This window comes from Bacillus aerius (genome assembly GCF_029894105.1).
GTDB lineage: Bacteria > Bacillota > Bacilli > Bacillales > Bacillaceae > Bacillus > Bacillus altitudinis.
Genome location: NZ_JARYHO010000001.1, coordinates 1639662 through 1657598, shown reverse-complemented (window position 1 = coordinate 1657598; position 17937 = coordinate 1639662). Strand labels below are relative to the sequence as shown.

At 41.1% G+C, this 17937-nt stretch carries 18 protein-coding genes; all 18 read right to left on the bottom strand.

Annotated elements, in window-relative coordinates:
• Positions 1-44: 44 nt before the first annotated feature.
• Entirely contained in the window at positions 45-1064 is a 1020-nt protein-coding gene (gene asd / locus M2353_RS08505) for an aspartate-semialdehyde dehydrogenase (RefSeq protein WP_284725247.1), read from the bottom strand.
• A 139-nt stretch (positions 1065-1203) separates the two neighbouring features.
• Positions 1204-1797 (bottom strand): dipicolinate synthase subunit B, encoded by a 594-nt coding sequence (gene dpaB, locus M2353_RS08500; protein ID WP_017367267.1) that lies wholly within the window; start codon positions 1795-1797, stop codon positions 1204-1206.
• Entirely contained in the window at positions 1794-2696 is a 903-nt protein-coding gene (dpaA, locus tag M2353_RS08495) for a dipicolinic acid synthetase subunit A (RefSeq protein WP_284725246.1), read from the bottom strand. The genes dpaB and dpaA overlap by 4 nt, the downstream gene beginning before the upstream one ends.
• Before the next feature lie 123 nt (positions 2697-2819).
• Positions 2820-3092: a YlmC/YmxH family sporulation protein gene (locus M2353_RS08490; RefSeq protein ID WP_008344726.1), complete on the bottom strand. Its 273-nt coding sequence runs from the start codon at positions 3090-3092 to the stop codon at positions 2820-2822.
• Between the two features lie 61 nt (positions 3093-3153).
• Positions 3154-5121 carry an asparagine synthase (glutamine-hydrolyzing) gene (gene asnB, locus M2353_RS08485; RefSeq protein ID WP_284725245.1) on the bottom strand — a complete coding sequence of 656 codons (1968 nt, stop codon included), beginning with the start codon at positions 5119-5121 and terminating at the stop codon, positions 3154-3156.
• 12 nt (positions 5122-5133) lie between these two features.
• Positions 5134-5688, bottom strand: coding sequence for a hypothetical protein (locus tag M2353_RS08480; RefSeq protein ID WP_058337321.1), 555 nt, complete (start codon positions 5686-5688; stop codon positions 5134-5136).
• Entirely contained in the window at positions 5657-6652 is a 996-nt protein-coding gene (locus tag M2353_RS08475; RefSeq protein ID WP_058337322.1) for a hypothetical protein, read from the bottom strand. The genes M2353_RS08480 and M2353_RS08475 overlap by 32 nt, the downstream gene beginning before the upstream one ends.
• A 25-nt stretch (positions 6653-6677) precedes the next feature.
• Positions 6678-7871, bottom strand: a complete 1194-nt coding sequence (locus tag M2353_RS08470; protein WP_284725244.1) for an acyl-CoA dehydrogenase family protein — start codon at positions 7869-7871, stop codon at positions 6678-6680.
• A complete protein-coding gene (locus M2353_RS08465) occupies positions 7837-9147 on the bottom strand; it encodes a type III PLP-dependent enzyme domain-containing protein (RefSeq protein ID WP_216895131.1) in 1311 nt (436 codons plus the stop codon). The genes M2353_RS08470 and M2353_RS08465 overlap by 35 nt, the downstream gene beginning before the upstream one ends.
• A complete protein-coding gene (locus tag M2353_RS08460; RefSeq protein WP_284725243.1) occupies positions 9134-10390 on the bottom strand; it encodes an ATP-grasp domain-containing protein in 1257 nt (418 codons plus the stop codon). Before M2353_RS08460 ends, M2353_RS08465 begins: the two co-directional genes overlap by 14 nt.
• A gap of 4 nt (positions 10391-10394) precedes the next feature.
• On the bottom strand, positions 10395-11525 hold the full coding sequence (locus M2353_RS08455) for a nucleotidyltransferase family protein (RefSeq protein ID WP_284725242.1): 1131 nt from the start codon (positions 11523-11525) through the stop codon (positions 10395-10397).
• Positions 11512-12648, bottom strand: a complete 1137-nt coding sequence (locus M2353_RS08450) for an aminoacyl--tRNA ligase-related protein (RefSeq protein ID WP_284725241.1) — start codon at positions 12646-12648, stop codon at positions 11512-11514. The genes M2353_RS08455 and M2353_RS08450 overlap by 14 nt, the downstream gene beginning before the upstream one ends.
• Complete coding sequence (locus M2353_RS08445; RefSeq protein WP_284725240.1) at positions 12649-13500, bottom strand: HAD hydrolase family protein; 852 nt, start codon at positions 13498-13500, stop codon at positions 12649-12651.
• A gap of 3 nt (positions 13501-13503) precedes the next feature.
• A complete protein-coding gene (locus tag M2353_RS08440; RefSeq protein WP_057079536.1) occupies positions 13504-14586 on the bottom strand; it encodes an inositol-3-phosphate synthase in 1083 nt (360 codons plus the stop codon).
• Between the two features lie 24 nt (positions 14587-14610).
• Complete coding sequence (locus M2353_RS08435) at positions 14611-15417, bottom strand: histidinol-phosphatase (protein WP_144678989.1); 807 nt, start codon at positions 15415-15417, stop codon at positions 14611-14613.
• Between the two features lie 16 nt (positions 15418-15433).
• Complete coding sequence (locus M2353_RS08430) at positions 15434-16207, bottom strand: SDR family NAD(P)-dependent oxidoreductase (protein ID WP_284725239.1); 774 nt, start codon at positions 16205-16207, stop codon at positions 15434-15436.
• Positions 16208-16221: 14 nt separating this feature from the next.
• The gene (locus tag M2353_RS08425; protein WP_041507281.1) at positions 16222-16950 is read right to left on the bottom strand and encodes an SDR family NAD(P)-dependent oxidoreductase; all 729 of its coding nucleotides are present in this window, start codon (positions 16948-16950) and stop codon (positions 16222-16224) included.
• Positions 16947-17936 (bottom strand): phosphotransferase enzyme family protein, encoded by a 990-nt coding sequence (locus tag M2353_RS08420; RefSeq protein WP_284725238.1) that lies wholly within the window; start codon positions 17934-17936, stop codon positions 16947-16949. The genes M2353_RS08425 and M2353_RS08420 overlap by 4 nt, the downstream gene beginning before the upstream one ends.
• Position 17937: the final 1 nt, after the last annotated feature.

The window sequence follows — 17937 nt, the reverse complement described above, 5'->3', positions numbered from 1 at the left end:
AGATGCCTAACTCTCTTCTATTCGTCCTCATCATCCATTGAATGTTAAACTAATTTTAATGCTCGTAAGCTTTCTGCAATTTGAACGGAGTTCCATGCAGCGCCTTTTAGCAGGTTATCAGATACAATCCACATATGGAAGCCATTTGGACGATCCAAATCCTTCCGAATGCGGCCGACAAATACGTCGTATTTACCAACAGCATCTGCAGGCATTGGATAAATTTGCTGAGACGGATCATCTTGTAATGTGATGCCTGGTGCATCTTTTAGGATGGACTTGACGTCATCAACCGTTGCGTCATTTGATTCAAGTTCAACGTAAACCGATTCTGAATGACCCGTTTCAATTGGTAGTCTCACACATGTTGCCGCTACTTCCAGCTCTGGCAAGTGCATGATTTTTTTCGTTTCATTGATCATTTTCATTTCTTCAAATGTATAGCCATTGTCTTGGAATTTATCAATTTGCGGAATCGCATTGAAGGCAATTTGATAAGGCATGACTTCTGGTTTCACATCTTCTTTATTTAAAATGGCTTGCGACTGGCTGTACAGTTCGTCAATGGCTTCATGTCCTGCACCTGATACTGCTTGGTAAGTAGACACAATGACTTTTTTCATGCCATACGCTTGACGAAGCGGTTCTAGCGCCGCCACCATTTGAATCGTTGAACAGTTAGGGTTTGCAATGATCCCTTGATGATCATGTAAATCTTTTTCGTTTACCTCTGGTACGACAAGAGGGGTATTTTCGTCCATACGAAAAGCACTTGTATTATCGACAACAATTGCACCTCGTTTGACTGCTTCAGGAGCTAGCGCTTTGGAAACATTTCCTCCCGCACTGAATAGTGCAATATTGACCCCTTCAAAGCTTTCAGGTGTTGCTTCTTGAACGGTATACTCTTGACCTCTGAATGTCACTTTTGTTCCAGCAGAACGTTTTGAGGATAGTAGAGTAAGTGTATCCATTTCAAAATCTCTGTCAGCTAGTGTTTTTAACATTTGTTGACCGACAGCTCCAGTCGCTCCAACTACAGCTACATGCAATCCTCTTCCCATCAGTAAAACTCCTTCCGACCCATCCATGATTCTTTTCTTTCGGATGGCCATCCTATGACTTTTTACATTTTATTTTACCATAGAAAAGCAAGGCTTGAAGTACCTTTTTTGAATCTTTCATGATTTTCTAGTGAATCTATTATTCGTTTGATCCAATTAAAATGGGCTGAATTTGTCTATGCTCGAGCGCCTCTTCTACTGTTTTCGTCAGTAGATCCATATGCGCTACCATGGAAGTCGGTTTTTTGAATGGATCATCTTGGCCGAATGGAATAAAGAAAATGTTCTTTGTCGACATGAGTCTCATGAGATTTGTACCATTTAAACCTAATGCATCATTGGTGGAAATGCCTAAAACGACAGGGCGATGATTACGAATGGTCGCCTTAGCAGCCATTAAGACTGGACTGTCTGTTAGTGCATTTGCAAATTTCGCCATTGAATTGCCTGTTAAAGGCGCAATGACCATACAATCAAGTGGAAGTTTTGGTCCAAGCGGCTCTGCTTTGACGATTGAGTCAATCGCTTGAAATCCTGTCAGCTTCTCAATCCGCTCAATCCAGTCCGCTCCTTCTCCGAATCTCGTATTCGTATTTTGCACCGTATATGACACGACAGGACGCACTTCTGCCCCTTCTTTCACGAGTGATTCGATTTGCGGAAAAACGGCTTCGTACGTGCAGTGAGAACCTGTTAAACCAAAGCCGATTCTTTTCCCCTTTAGTGTAGTCATGATTTCATCCCCCTTTTTTCCTCCGCAAGTTCACATAAGAGCCCAGAAAGCACTTTTGCAATGATCTGCCCGGCTGTCTTTGGTGCCACAATCCCTGGAAGTCCTGGTGCAAGAAGTGCCTTCACTCCATGCTTTTGTGCAAAGTCAAAGTCTGTTCCACCTGGGCGGGAGGCGATATCCAAAATGAGTGTCTTTGGTGTCATGCTGACGATGACAGATGAATCTAATACTAAGCTTGGAATCGTATTAATGATGATGTCGACATCCGTTACTTCATCTTTTAAACGGTCCATTGAAAATGGATCAAGTCCCATCTCAAAGGCTCGCGCTAAATGGGCTGTATCCGCAGCACCAACTTTCACTTTCGCACCTAGCGCCCGAAATGTGCGGGCAATGGTGAGCCCTGTTCGACCAAGTCCGAGAACAGCGACATGTGACCCATGAATCGTATAGTCCGTTTGCTGAATGGCCATCATGATAATCCCTTCAACTGTTGGAATAGAGTTATATATGGCAATATCATCTCGCTCAAACAGCTTCACAAGCTTCCGGTTCACCTGCTTTGCCATATTGTCTAAGTACATATTAGAAATACCTGAGTACAAGGTACAATGTGCAGGGGTTCTTTCTAAATATTTAACTTCTAGCACGACCTTCTCATTTGAAAAAACGGTGGCAACGACCCCTTCGTCTGTAGCACCTGATACCGGAAGGATCATACTATCCACTTGTTCAAATGGAAGCTCTGACATTTTCAGCTTTTCAGCACCAATAAATCCATGATCCAGCTGATCAAATCCGACCAAAAACACTTTGGCATGCTGCTGTGACAGCTTGCGAATGATTTCAAGCTGCCTAGCATCTCCCCCGATCACCGCAACCGTTAAACCGCTCAACATACTGACCGTTCACCTTCTTTATTTAAAAAAGTCTGTAATATTTTCCGAATCTCCCTTTCAGCATATGAGGAGAGGATTCAGCCTGTGAACAAATCGGAGAGAGAAAAGAAAAAGAGCACCCTTTTATGATGGGTGCTCTTTTTCTCCGTGCGGCTGAAGTTCTTCAGGCACATCGAGAATGATCATATCTGATCCTATTTTTTGAATGTGATTCCACGGAACGCGGATGTCATTTCCTTGTTTTCGAAAGCCAAACCATTTGACGGAAGGTATGATGAGTGCTGTAATTTGACCGTCCTGTTCATTTATTTCAAGGTCGGTTTGTCCAAGCACGCCAAGCCGCTCCGCTCTTTTAATATCGACGATCTCTTTTCCTGACAGCTCACTCAGCCTCAAAATCGCATCACTCCCCTTCCATATCATATATGCAGCAGGGATGGTGAATAGACCGGGCCTCTTAATGACTAGTTTGGAGCGGAAGACGCGCCCCTTTGATATAGTGATCATGCCATAATTCCAAGTTGTAAAGCATCCACACTTTTTGGTCCGCTCCATTTTTGTTCTTCTGATTCGAATGATGTCGCAAAAATTGTTCTAGCGGCTCTTTTTGAAATAATTGTGTTGCAAAGCTTTGTTGATCAAGAAGTTTCTCTTCGATTTCTCCCATTCTTTTGTTCATCCAATGATACACCGGAACCGGAAAACCCATTTTTCTTCTATATAATATACGCTTATCCACCGTTTGCTCCATTGTCTTTTTCAACATATATTTCGGAATATCTTGGACCTCACTTGTTTTAAGGCTCGACTGGAAAAATGCTTGCACTTTGCTAGGTAGCCCTTTATAAGGAAGTTTGTACTTGAAAGGCATATCGTTGACAAATTGGATGATGCGATGATCAAGAAACGGTACACGTGCTTCTAGTCCGTGTGACATCGTCATCATATCAAGCCGGTCTAACAAGTTGGGTAAATGAATTTGTTGAAATAAATAGAGCAGTTTGTTTTCATACGACGCCCCTTCCATCTCTTTAAAGCAATGGGCGATCAACTGATTCATGTGCAAATCAGCAGAATCAATAGAATGAGCGTGCTGACCTAAGAGCTGCTCTTTTTCGCTATCCGTAAACCAAGCATATCTTTTTTTATAATGTTCCATTTCCCCATCAAGATGGATAAATTGATGCACCTGTTGCTGAAAGGACGGTTCAAATAATACCTTTGAAAGGATGGATGACAGCTTTCGGTTTTTTTGAAGCCATAAAATTTTACGCCAATCTGAAGGACTCCTAAATACACGACCATACCCTGCAAACAATTCGTCCGCTCCTTCACCACACAAAACAACCGTTACATGCTTTTTTGCTTCACGTGACATATGGTAAAAAGCGACTTCATGAGGAATGGAAAGAGGATGATCTCTTCGTTTCACAACTTCTGGCAATAATTGAAAGTATTCTTCTTCACTCATTCGATGTGAGTGAAGCTTGACATTGTATTGATCTGCCGCGAGTTTGGCATAGCTTTCTTCAGAAAAGCCTTCCTCTTCAAAGCTGGTCGAAAAACAGTGAATATTCTCGTTCGCATATTTGGACATCAAAGCAACAATCGAAGTCGAATCCACTCCTCCACTCAAAAAAGCTCCTACAGGTACATCAGACATCATTTGTTTTTGCACACTATCTTGAAGTAATTCAAACAATCCCTTTTGATAATAACGTTCTCCCCTGTCAATTCCATCAGATGGGAAAGGATATTGCCAATAGGCCTCTTTTGTCATTCCTGTTTCATCTATTTTCAAGATGACACCTGGGGGTAATGTTTGAATTCCTTGAAAGAAAGTTTGCTCGCCGATCGCATAACGGAAGGATAAATAACTAAGGACAGCCTCAGGCTGAATGGCAATTTGTATATCTGGATGCTGAAGAAGAGCCTTCATTTCCGATCCGAAAATAAGCCCTCCTCTACATTCTGAAACATAAAGCGGCTTAATCCCAGACCGGTCTCTAAATAAAAAGAATTCTTTCTTCTTTTGATCCCATATCGCAGCTGCAAACATTCCATTTAATTGCTCAATAAAAGAAATACCATATTCTTCATAGCCATGAACAAGTACTTCTGTATCTGTCAGCGTACGAAACGTATGACCTTTATTCCATAAGTCCTCTCTTAGTTCTTGGGAATTATAAATCTCGCCATTTAAAATCACACAAATAGACTCATCTTCATTCGTTATTGGCTGCGACCCAGATTGAATATCGATAATGGAAAGCCGCGTATGAACCAAACCAACTGAGTCGTCTTGATATACACCACTATCATCAGGTCCACGCACACTAAGTGCGTTTTTCATCTTCAGTAAGATGTGTGGATCAAGTGGTGCTTTGTTAAAATGACAATAACCTGCAATGCCGCACATAGACATGGCTCCCTTCCATCACTGATCTGACTGCTGGATCGTCATTGCGAAAATATGCATAAATGGATTATCTTGAAAACGGATTTCATCAAAAACGATTTTTTGCGAGAAGGAAAGCGAATCAATCCATAGGTTTGATGTCAAATGATGATTGATGCCGGCTACCGTATGAATATAATCAAATGCATAAGCCAATCGATCATCAAATGCAGGTTCACGTTCAATCACATCGGTTAATGAAAGACGAGACTCCAAGACAACGGTCCCCTCTCGTAATAATGTCATCTTTTCATAGAGATTACCATTAGATGAACAGCCAACGACATGGAGCGCTTCTGCTTCAACTGCCTGAAGTTGAATAGACTGACCCTCTAATTCAATATTGTCTCCTTGATCTTGATAAATGAACTGAAAAGGAATGCCTTCGACCAAAGAGTCTTTCACGTTCATGACCAACTCAGCCGGCAAAGAAGCCCCGCCAATGGTTAATTGGCCTTTTTCATATTCATTTTGATATGTGATGCCTCTGTTATTGACATAATCATGAAGAGTGAGGGGTTGATAGGTTTTCATTTTGAATCACCTCTTTTAGTTGCGTGAGAAGGCTTGTCTCCACTTCTAATGTTTTTTGAAACCGATTCGACGTTCTTTCAATCATACTGCGAGGATTTTTGCTGAGGCCGACTCTAGCTGTAAAATTAGCAAGCACTGTCCAGCTTTGATAAGCATCTTCAAATGCTTGAATAAGGGGTTGTAAATGCTCATTTTCATATGATGATAAAAATGTCACCATATGTTTTCTGGAGTTGGCGACATCCTTTAGTCCTTCAAAATAAACATTGTCTAATAAATTACCATTTTCATCACCTTTGATACTATCTATATAATCTCTTTGAATGACTGAAATTGCATCAAGACCCGTGATAGCTCCAGGCAATTCAAAATGTGGCGGTGCACCTTCTAATATGGCGACATGCTCTTTTAAAACTTTCATTACATCCGGTTCTTTCTCAAGATCAACCTGTTTGATCCATTTATAACGATTTTCGGTTCGAGGCGTATGTTCGTAGACAGAGCGTGCGGCTTTCATCAAATGATCTTTACTCAATGTGCCATGATAAGAATAAGCATGGTCACTGATCACTACATGATCATCATTCACCTCAAGTACTTCCAATGTATGATATCCATGTTCTCTTTCAAAAAATGGACAGTACGGTAATTCAAATATATCTAAAGAAACAGACACAGTACCTCTCTCAGGATGCTGTTTAAATACCCGATTCATATAGAGGTCTAATTCCTCTTCAGTGTAAAAAATTTCTTCTAAATGAATGCCATTATGATGCAGAATATCTTCACGAAAATGTTTAAAGGAACCGATCAAAACAAATCCTTGGTCTTGAGATCTATAAACAAGACCAGCTTGCCTCCAAATCCTGTCGATTTGAATTCCTTGTCTAAGAAGCATGGCTGCAATCGTTAATTGAGAACAGTTTAAATAATTGTTTCGGTAAATAGGTGCTGCAGTAGCCACATCTGTCTCCTCCTTTTTTACGCCATCATACCCAGCGATTTTTTAACGGGATAATGCCCAGCTCTTTTTTCGCAATCACTTCTTTTAATACATCTTCTGAAGGTGGATGAAATTTTGCCGCTTTCACATCTCGGCTTAAGCGCTCGAGCAAAGATCCTTGCTGTAATGAAGAAAAACCCTCGACCTGAGAAGCCAGTTCCACAATTTCTTCTGCCGCCTGCGTCACAAAGTGTTTAGTAATCAGCGTCTTCGTATACAACTCACTCGAGTAATGAGCTTGTTTCTTTTCTCGATCTGCTTGCTGGGCACAGGCCATGAGCTGAGAATGTGCAACATCTAATTTCATTTTCATATCTGCAATACGAAATTGTTGACCTGGTAAAAAGGCTGATTTTTTCTTAGAAATTCGATCATTCCTTTTATATGCCATACCGAGGGCATGTTCATATGCTGCCTTTGCAATCCCGTAATAAACAGCGGTAACAGCTAAACGAAACCAATAGATTAAATGTTCAGTATCTTCTATTGCGTAGCCTTCACGCCCGATGAGCTGATAATCGGGTATAAACACTTGATCAAAATGAATGTGATGACTCATCGATGCTCTCATTCCCGAATAATTCCACGATTCCTCCACCGCAGCACCTTCACTCGGTAATGTCATTAAAAGCGCCGTCATTCCATATTGAGATGTACATGACGACGGGGCATACTCACAATAGATTGGCAAATATTTAATGCGCGGTGCACCTGTCACAGTAAACTTAGTTCCACTCACAAGATATCCGCCATCTGTTTTTTCGGCGGTGATGGTTGGAATTCCCTCCATTTGCTTTCGCTGATAAATAAAAATCACATTCGGGTCGCTGACAGAAGCGATGAACTCTCCTGAATGCCGAATATCGTCAAATACCGAAGCCTGCTGCTCACTTGTCAGCACTTCAGAAAATGCGCCGAGCGAATAGTAATGCATCGCCATAATGAGGCCTGTTGACGCACACCCTTTAGATATGTGTGACAACAAGGTGATCGTTTCTTCAAATCCATATCCAAGACCTCCGTCTTGTTTCGGCATATTGGCGACATGTAATCCACAATCAATCAGCTCGTCTAGATTCTGATGTGGGAACCGAGATTCGGCATCCAGCTGCACTGCTCTTTCTGAAAATTGGTGAATGAGACGATCAATCGTTTCTTGTCGAAGCTCTGTCAGTTTCATTTCCACCCCTCCTTTGTCTAAAGAATGATCTATTTTGTTTCAATAACAGATCTTCTGGGGTCCCTCTATCTCGCACAACATAATCGTTCCCCTCAAACAACAGTAGCTCAAGCGGAGAAGAATGACCTAAAAATAAGGTAGGGCTGTAGCTCAGTCCATATGCACCAGATTTCTCTATACAAAGAAGATCCCCTACTTCCCCTTGCGGAAGCTCCACCTGCCTCCCAATTAAGTCTTCTGGTGTACAAAGCGGACCAACAATTGATTGTTTCACTACGTCTGCGGTGTTGCTGGAATGTTTAATGAGCCGCATAGGGTAATTATTGCGGAGCAGTCTGCCTCTAAACGTCATCGCTTGATGATGATGCATCCCGCCATCTGCTATTAAAAACGGCTGCCCTTTTGATTCTTTTACATATTGTATGGTTGTTAAATAAACACCACATTCTGCTAAAAGAAATCTCCCCATTTCGATAATAAACCTCGGAAATTCAAGCTCAGTTTCATATGATCTAATCAAATCCGCTACGTGTTGAAATAGCCTTTCAGCATGAAGCGGGGTTTCATGCTGAAAATACGGAATGCCAAAACCGCCACCTAAATCAACCATCTGGCATGTTCGTCCATATTCATTCTTGATTCGAACAGCTGTGTTAAGTGTGTATTCAAACGATGATAAAAGCGATGTTTCATCAAGAACTTGAGTTCCCAGATACATATGGATACCTTTAAATAGCAGCGAATGATCATACTTCTGAAACAGATCAAATACATCATTCAGTTTAGATTCATCTATTCCAAACGGACTTGGAACTCCGCCCATTTTTATTTTGGCCCGTGACTCAATTGATTCTGGATTGATCCGAATGCCTACTGATGCCTGCTTGTCTTGACGTTTTGCAGACTCAGCGATGTAGGTGAGTTCTTCCTTAGATTCGGCGATAATACAATAGATCTCATGCTGAACAGCGGTATCAATCTCTTCCTTCTGCTTACCCGGTCCAGAAAAAATGATATGTTGCGGTGAATAACCTGCTTTTATCGCCATGAAAAGCTCTCCTTCAGAAGCCACTTCTATACCAGCTCCAAAAGACCGTAACAATGATGCAATCGAGACATTTCCATTGGACTTAAATGAAAAGAACACCTCAGCTGTTTGATGGAGCCATGATGTAATGTGCTCATAGTGCTCTTTCAATGCATCTCCATCGTATACATACATCGGCGTCCCATAACGATTCGCTTTCTCTAAGAGCGTAAAGTCATTTTCCAGCACTACTCCTCCTCCTTTCTGATGAAAATTCCATCTCATCAAACATTGTCAGCATATGAATCTGCTTGTCCTTCTTCATATGGTAAAACAAGATAAACAATCGATAGTGCCACATATCATCAGATCTCGTCTTACCAAAAGTATAAATAAAGAACCCGCCATCTTCTCCCGGATTAAGTGCTTCTGTTACCTCCGTTAAGACATCTTCAAATGGCAGGTCAGCGCGGCATGAGAATCGTTTAAAGCGGCTTTCGATATATTCGTAGGTTGAAAAAAAACGACAAATCAGTGGGAGTAAATAAGTGACCTGTGTGAACCGGGCATTTATTTCGATGATCGGTATGAGAAGTTCATTTTCATCAATAATTGAATCGACACCAACCACACCACGATACCCTTCATCATAAAGAAGCTCTATGATTCGATGCATGCTTGCTTCGTATTCACATTTTTTGTCCAATTCATACACAGGCGCAAAATCCGTCCCTAAGTAAATGCCGTCCTCATTAATTTTCTGCTCTGTAATGGAGAGTAAGTGTGACCCCTCCTCTTGAATGAGCAATTGGGCATTTAAGGACCGTTTAATCGGATGCCATCCCTCTAAGAGCAAATCCGTTTCGATATTCCTTCTTTCAATAAAGGTCAGCAGCTGCATAAATTCTCGGTCATTTTTTAAAATACGCAGCCCCTTCCCAGATGATCCATAAGGTATTTTCAGAACCATTTTGGAGAAATTCTTCGCCTTTAATTCTTCATACGTCTGTTTTAATTCGTCAGCATCATGACAGATAGCGCCGCACGTGACGTTAAACAGATGTTCTTCTGCCCATCTTCTAGTAGAAATCTTATGATTGAACCGCTTTACGAGTGTAGCATTTGAGCCGTATATCGTTCTTTTTTCAATCAATGCTTCTTTTTCAAGGGATTCATCTAAAAGATACGGTACAATCAGTCCATTTAATTTAAATGCTTGGTCTAGTTGAGTCATATGCGGAAGCTGGACACCTTGATTTTCCAAATAGGCTAAAAAAGCTTTATCAGGCTGATGATGCAAGATGACATGATGCTCTTTAGATGCAATCAAAAGCAGTTGTTGTTCTTGCTGAAGAACCAGATCATTTTGAACATGGTCTGTCATGACTGGTAAAGCTCTTGTTTGATCCCAGCTTTGTTCTTGATTCATATTTCCATACCAAATCACGTCATTTCTTCCCTTAAAATCAAATAGCGAGGCCGGATCTTTCATGACACTACTCCTTATGCACAGAATGCTTGTTAATATCTAAAGATCGATTAATATGAAAGAATCGTTTGCTAATTGGTTGATTCCAAGTATGAACGACATCATTTGCATCCAGCACTTCGGATAAATAAGCAAGCGATTCAGGCTGAAGTGCATCCATGACAAGTTCAGGAATCGTTTGAGGAAAGACCTCATTCACATAATGAAAAGCAAAATAGACCATCTTTTCAAAGCCATACGCTTTCGTCTGGCGGACAAACAAATCCACATCGAGTAGGTCTTCCTTCATAAACATGCCATATATATCTAGCAGTTTATAAAGCAGTAAGTCTTTCATTGATTCCACTTCATTTAAATAAATCGCTTCTTTATAAAAATGAATACAGAGGAAAAGAAGCATATCCTCTTCTTTTAAAGACCATACAAGGTGCTCGTCAACAGACGTTTGAATTCGTCTAGACAGCATTTCTTTGACGATTGAATCCGTTCGGTTCCCTGTCATGAGGTCAACTGAAAACTGAACATCAATTTTATGACAATCAATAAAGCGGCAATCTGGTGTAGGTTTCATATAGGTGTAGGTTTGATGTGAGTTCATGATGAGGTAAAGGATGTCTTTGCGTTTCGCAGGTGTGACTGTCTCCGTTTCATAGTTCCAAGAACCTTGAATATAGCCTAATTCGTTTAATACGTGTCCAGTTTCTTGCAGCTGATCTTGTGAGATAAAGAGATCGTTGTCCCCAAATAAGCGAAGCCCAACATCACCGTATGCCCACTGACCAATCACACTTCCTTTTACAATGGCATATTCAATTCCTTTTTGATCAAGTGCTTGAAATAACTGATCATTTAACTTGATATTGTCTCGAGCCGTTTCTAATTGACCCTTATACATAATCTCTAATGACTTTAAAAAATAAGTCGCTTTAAACTCTTTTCTTAAATGAATGGCATAACGTTTAATATTCTTCCACGCAATGCCTGCTGTCCGGTGAACATGCAGCATCCCGAGAATGACATTCCAGTCTTGCTGCTTATACAAAAGCTCCTGCATCTCTTCGATTTGACTGGCTTTTAAAAAAGGAGTGGATAAAGTGAGAGCTGTATGTTCTTCTTGAGTCAGATTACTTTGCAGCATAGCGCTCCTCCTTTAAATGAAGCATGTCTTTCGGCCAATTCTTTCGATTTCGACCGTATGTTTGTAAAAACACTTGAACCCAACGATCGATCCCAAATGCCGCACAACCTGAATAAAGCGGCAGACCATCTTCTCCGCTAATATGGAACCTTTCACAAAGCATCTCTCCGCAGTCGTTAAAAGAAGCGATTGAAACGTCTTTCTTTTCTGTCACAGCGACTAATTCATATTTGCTATTAGCCATTAATTGATAATTCGCTTTATCCATATCATCATAAAAGAAAAAAGGGTCATTTGCGGTCGTGACCTTTCCACTTAGACCAAGTTGATGAAAGCATTCCCATGTGTTCTCAAGGAGTGCTTTTCTCGTTTCATTGATAAATTCTTGATGACCAATAAAGACAATTTCGCGCATACTAAATTCTATTTTCCTGAGAGGGTCCACTTTCCAAGAGATTTCATGTCTAAAACATTGCCCCGCTGCTGTCATCATGTGATTGTCTGTATACGTCTTCCCTTCCCATTCCTCATAGCAGTGATAACAAATACACGGCTGTAAAAAACGGCCTGCCTGCTGGAAGTGTTCAGGCTGAAAACCATGATGCTTTTCTCGAATATCATCAATGATTTGATAATCATGAGGGATCTCAAAAACAGAATAAATATTTTGCGGAAAATTCGTATGATACTTACATTTTTCCATTAAATCTTTACTGATCGTCGAAGGGTATCGCCTTACTTTCGCTCCAAGTGAAATCCCTATATTTAAAAATAATTGATCAAAGTAGTTTGAAAGTTCCAATTCAACTTCATCATAGAAAGTTCTTTTCTGATCTTCCTCGCTTAGTTTCGAATGAACAGGCTCACTAGATAAATGAATATTTGATTTTATTTCTTTTTCACGAAATCTCCGCAGCTGTGAAATATTTGACGATAGATTCGAAAACGCAGTTGATATTGCCTCCTTGTCTCCCATTTTATCTACGGTTACTTCAATCATAGATTCCTCTTCGTTAAGAGCCACGTGCACAATATGAGCAGATAGAAATGAAACTCTTTCCATAAAATCCGATATCATTGTGTCTTCTAATGCTTCTGGTAAAGGCAGTTGAAGGGTCCTCAACTAAATACCTCCCTTTTCATTGATAACGTGCGGCGTTTCAAATGATTGTAAAACTTTAAATAGATAATCAGAAATAGGCTCCTGTAAATGAACATCACTTAACTCAATCGCCGACGGATGACTATCTTGAACGGCTAGCCCCCACTTGGCCTTCTTCAGCATCAGCCTGTCATTATGACCATTTCCAAAGGCAATCACACGATCTAAATCTCTTTCTCCAAAACAATCGAATAAATGGTGCTCAAGCATGTCTGCCTTACAAATCCCTTTTGGAGATATGACTTGAGCATTTAAAAACTGGGCATCTGCTACGTCGCAATGACAATTTTTTAATTGTTGAGCAAGATCCACTTTTTCTTTTGGTAAAATAAATAGTTTTGTGACACGCTCAAAGTTGAATTCTTTCTTGTGACCAACCTCTATTTTTTCTCGTGGAAAGCTATATAGCATGCAGTATTTCAACTTAGCACTTTTACTTGATGCCACGTGCTTCCCATGAGATTCCATGACAAATTCAGCTTTTCCATCAAGTGATGCGATGATCTGTTGGCATAAAGCAGCATCTACATACTGCTTCACCTCAAATGTTTTCTTTTCATGATGACAAATGACATTCCCATCATTCAACAAAACATCATGATGAAATAAGGCGAGTAGAGATCGATCTAAATCCAGAGAGAAGAAAGAATCATAGGTTCTTCCTGTCACAATAATGGGAATAATGCCTCTTTGGCGCAGCATGTTCACTGCGCCATGGACATCACCAATAAGCTCGCCTCTGTCATCAATTAATGTTCCATCCAAGTCAAAAGCGGCAAATTTTATCTTGCGAAGATTGAGTTCCGCTTCCACTGGTTACACCTTTTTCAGCTCAGCATTTGCCACATATTCATTGAACAAACGCAATGATTCTGAATCGACTTGTCCAATTGGTGGACTCTTAAATAAGAATGGGCAGACGTCATGTATGACACCGCTATGATTCATATCTTTAGCTGCTTTTGCAACACGCATCGCATTCGCAATGACACCAGCTGAATTCGGACTATCTTCTACTTGTAAACGAATTTCAAGTGAAATGTCAGAATCTAAAACCGAATTCCCTTCTAATCGCAGGAAGCAGACCTTATGATCCCCTAAGTAGCTGACATAACCATTTGGACCTGCTGCCACTTCACTGGCATCAATCCCTGAAGCGAACAATGCTTTTCTCTTCGATTTTTGCTTACTCGTTGATCTCATAGGGTTGGCTAGGTTTAAAAAGTCCGTATTGCCTCCAACATTTAGTTGGTACGTATTGGTGATATCAATCCCGCGGGATTTTAATAGTTCAATTAAGGCTGTATGCAGTGTGGTTGCACCTAAGTGACTTCTTAAATCGTCTCCAAGGAGCGGGGTCTCCGACTCTTCAAACATTTTGACAAACTCAGGATCATTTGCCACCGGTTCAGGTGTCGCATTAATAAAGGCTGTTTGAGCGTGTGCACACGCCTCTGCGTACACACGAACTGCTTCAAACGAACCTGTTGGTAAGAAGCAGACGAGTACATCTGCCTGAACATCTTTTAACCTTTGCGTCACATCATGTGTTTTCATGTTCAGTGAATGTTCATGTGGTTGAATGCAGTTGGACAAATCTCCTTCAAGTCCATCACATAAAGGACCAGCTTCGACGGTTACTTGGAAAAACGGAACATCGATATGTTTCACTGCAGCTGTTGGTTTAGTAAAAATGGCCTCTGATAAGTCTTTTCCGACTTTATTTTGATCTACTTCAAAAGCGGCAACAAATTCGACATCAGATAACTGATAGCCTCCAATGACGTCATGCATAACACCAGAGAGCGTATCCTTCTTTTCCTTAGCCAACTCAACAAATTGAACGATACTTGACGCACATGATCCTACTCCTGCAATTGCTACACGAACTTTTGTCATTTTCATAACCCCTTTTTTATGAATTTATAGAGCCAATTTTCGCTTTTGACGAGATTGAAAAATACACCATTCCTGGTAACCTAATTCCTTTAGCGTTTGTTTCACTTTCAGCCAATCATCTGCCACGCGGGCGGGCTGATGAGCATCTGAGCCAAACGTGACTTCCACACCATAAAATTTGGCTCGCTCTAATAGATCCATTGATGGATACCAGCCTCCGCAGTCTTTTGTTTTGCCAGAGGTATTCACTTCAATCACAGAACCACTCTCCGCAATGACTTTTAGTGCATCATCGACAGCTTCTGTTTTGAGATGAGCAATTTCTGGATAAAAACCTTTTAAGGCGTCAATATGCCCTAAAACGTCGAACATTTGACTCTCAGCAGACATCTTAATCAACTGGTAATACGTCTCTTTTTCAATGATGGCTTGTTGCTCTGTGATTCGTTCCCAGCGTTTCCGGTTGAATAGATCGTATCCATTACTGACATGAACCGAGCCAATGATATAATCAAATGGATAATGTCGATACACGTCTCGGTAGAGGGCTTCGTGTTCTGGAAAATAATCAGATTCAACACCTAATAGCACGTGAATTTTCCCCTCATATTCCTTTTTCAATTGCTGGACTTCCTCTACATATGATTGAAATTCACTCTTCGCCATCGCTACCCATGGTTTAAAATGATCAGCCTCTTCACCAAAAAACGGGGAGTGATCCGATATTCCGATACATTCTAGACCTAGTTTGACAGCCTCATCGATATATTCTCTGATGTTTCCCTCCGCATGACCACAGCGCTGATGATGTGTGTGCAGATCAAATTTCATCAAAATGTTTACTCCTCTACATGGCAGTATAGCCGCCGTCAACCATTAGATTTTCTCCTGTGATAAAACTCGCTTCATCAGAGAGAAGAAAGATGACAGCAGATGCGATCTCTTCTGGATCAGCTGTTCGTTTTAACATGTGCATCCCTCCAATATCAGGGTGCTGATTTGCTTGATCTCTTGTCAATCCAAGTTCTTCCAAGTGAAATCGTTCGTTATTTTTGTTCCACACCGTACCGGGATTCACTGCATTCACACGAATACCTGCATCTGCCAAATCCATTGCCATGCATCGCGTCATATTCACGACGGCTGCTTTTGTCGCGTTGTATGTTAAATATTTCGGCTGGGCAATATGACCTGAAATGGAGGCAATATTTACAATGGATCCTTTTCCTATTTTCTCCATGTAAGGTGACGTGTGTTTGACACATAGGGCTTGCCCCATAATATTTAAGTCCATGATGCGCCGCCATTCTTCAACAGTAGCTTCAAGGCCACGCATGATAAAAACGGCTGCACAATTCACAAGCATGTCAATTTTCCCAAAATGATCGACTGTTCTTTCTACCATTGAGACAATGGCTGCCTCATCAGCAATATCAGCTTCTATAAACAACACATCAAATCCAATTTCTTTGAGCCTTTTTTCTGCTGCTAATCCGTAATCTACATGGTGATCAGCAATGACGACTTGCGCACCTTCTTGTGCTGCTCGTTCTGCGACCGCATATCCAATCCCCTGCGCCCCGCCTGTCACAATCACTGTCTTTTCTTTCATCCCTCGCATGTAGCTGCCTCCTCTTACCACTGAAGTCTTTTACCGTCTCTTAGTAGCTCTCCTGTTGGTCCATCTCGGGGGAGCTGTGCCGCCCATACGATTCCTGATGCACCTTCCTGTACAGTTTTAACCGCCTCTGATGTCCCCATGTCCGTTTGTACCCAGCCAGGACAAACCGCATTCGCAAGAATAGAAAATGGCGCCCCCTCTAAAGCCGTGACTTTTGTCAGAACGTGCAAAGCCGCTTTTGACATCCTGTAGTAAGGACCGCTTTTTCCGTCACGCCTAACATCGTTTGAAGCGGAGATGGCGGAGAGCCTTCCCATGCCGCTAGATACATTGACGATTCGTCCATATCCAGCCTCTTTCATGTAAGGGAAAACCGCCTTGGTCATTCTGGCTGCGCCATACACATTGACATTCATCGTTTCTTGAAGTGTCGATACAGGAAGATCTAAAAAAGATGGAAAGGCGTCATCCATTATGTTGTCAAGAAAGACTCCCGCATTATTAATCAGCACATCCACTCTTCCGTACGAATCCTTTATAAAAGCCGACAGACGTTCAACCGACTCTTCGTTTGTCACATCCAGCTGGTATGGCACAACCTGCTCATTTATATCAGAAGCAGCTAATTCAGCATTTTCAATCTGCCGTGCTGTTAAAATGACAAGCATGCCATCTTGCGCAAGCTGTCTGCACACTTCTTTTCCAATGCCTCTATTTCCACCAGTGACAACAGCAACCTTCAAATCCTCATCTCCTTTTGGAGATACCATTCTTCTTTAAGCTGGCTTGATGCGGATTCTAGTGCTTCCCAGGACCAATCAATATACCAGTTCAATAAGTGAGGTGTGTAAGTATGCAGAAGTGTTAAATACCGACCTGTCGGAATATATAAAAGTCTGATAAAACCAGATATAGAACGCCACTCGTTTTCAGATAAGTCATTGGCATATGCCTTTAAAAATTGAATCGTTTTCACAATGTCTAGTTGAAATGTTCCCCGCTTGATTCTCGTTAACAAAAAAGCAGATATGGCTGCATCATAAATTCGTGGTCTATAACCTGCTGTATCAAAATCAAGAACCATGGCGAGCTTCTTATGACGGATGAGCAGGTTGCCAGAATGAAAATCACCATGTGTGACAGCATGTGGTAATGCCTCATACAGACTAGGATTTAGCAGCGTGAGTACATTCATCAGCTCCTGTTCATACACTTTAAGCAAAGAAGCAGCCTTTTTAGAAGAAACGACTTTCTTTAATACACTTGCCGTCTTATCCAGTGTTTCGTCCGGTGAAGTTATCCAGTTTTTCAATTCACAGTTTGGGTTTACAGGCCCTTTCGGTAAGTTCTTTAATGAATGAAGTTGTCTTAATACCCGAATGGCTTCTTGTTCATCTGAACGATTTCCCATTTCATATGGCCTTCCTTCAAAATAGGGCCGCAACTGCCAAAAATGTTCTTTGAATAAAATGGTTTTACGACCGTTCTCTGCCTCTATCATTGGTTGAATCGGGAAACCATGATTAAGCAAAGCATCTGTTAAATCTTCTAAATATTGAAGCCACTTTGCATCATGATTTCTCGCACATTTTTTTAAGACAAAGCGGTTTTTAGCATCCTCTACAAGCCAGCCTTCATTAGGGCTTCTTCCGTTTAAAGGTGTTAAGCGGATTGGCTGTTCCGAAAACCAATATTTCAGGACATTATCAGCATCATCAGATTTCATCATG

What these genes read in the sequence shown, in the direction of transcription:
- asd (WP_284725247.1), bottom strand. Translation starts at nt 1,064, where the DNA reads ATGGGAAGAGGATTGCATGTAGCTGTAGTTGGAGCGACTGGAGCTGTC.
- dpaB (WP_017367267.1), bottom strand. Translation starts at nt 1,797, where the DNA reads ATGACTACACTAAAGGGGAAAAGAATCGGCTTTGGTTTAACAGGTTCT.
- dpaA (WP_284725246.1), bottom strand. Translation starts at nt 2,696, where the DNA reads ATGTTGAGCGGTTTAACGGTTGCGGTGATCGGGGGAGATGCTAGGCAG.
- asnB (WP_284725245.1), bottom strand. Translation starts at nt 5,121, where the DNA reads ATGTCTATGTGCGGCATTGCAGGTTATTGTCATTTTAACAAAGCACCA.
- M2353_RS08480 (WP_058337321.1), bottom strand. Translation starts at nt 5,688, where the DNA reads ATGAAAACCTATCAACCCCTCACTCTTCATGATTATGTCAATAACAGA.
- M2353_RS08470 (WP_284725244.1), bottom strand. Translation starts at nt 7,871, where the DNA reads ATGAAACTGACAGAGCTTCGACAAGAAACGATTGATCGTCTCATTCAC.
- M2353_RS08460 (WP_284725243.1), bottom strand. Translation starts at nt 10,390, where the DNA reads ATGAAAGATCCGGCCTCGCTATTTGATTTTAAGGGAAGAAATGACGTG.
- M2353_RS08455 (WP_284725242.1), bottom strand. Translation starts at nt 11,525, where the DNA reads ATGCTGCAAAGTAATCTGACTCAAGAAGAACATACAGCTCTCACTTTA.
- M2353_RS08440 (WP_057079536.1), bottom strand. Translation starts at nt 14,586, where the DNA reads ATGACAAAAGTTCGTGTAGCAATTGCAGGAGTAGGATCATGTGCGTCA.
- M2353_RS08435 (WP_144678989.1), bottom strand. Translation starts at nt 15,417, where the DNA reads ATGAAATTTGATCTGCACACACATCATCAGCGCTGTGGTCATGCGGAG.
- M2353_RS08430 (WP_284725239.1), bottom strand. Translation starts at nt 16,207, where the DNA reads ATGCGAGGGATGAAAGAAAAGACAGTGATTGTGACAGGCGGGGCGCAG.
- M2353_RS08420 (WP_284725238.1), bottom strand. Translation starts at nt 17,936, where the DNA reads ATGATGAAATCTGATGATGCTGATAATGTCCTGAAATATTGGTTTTCG.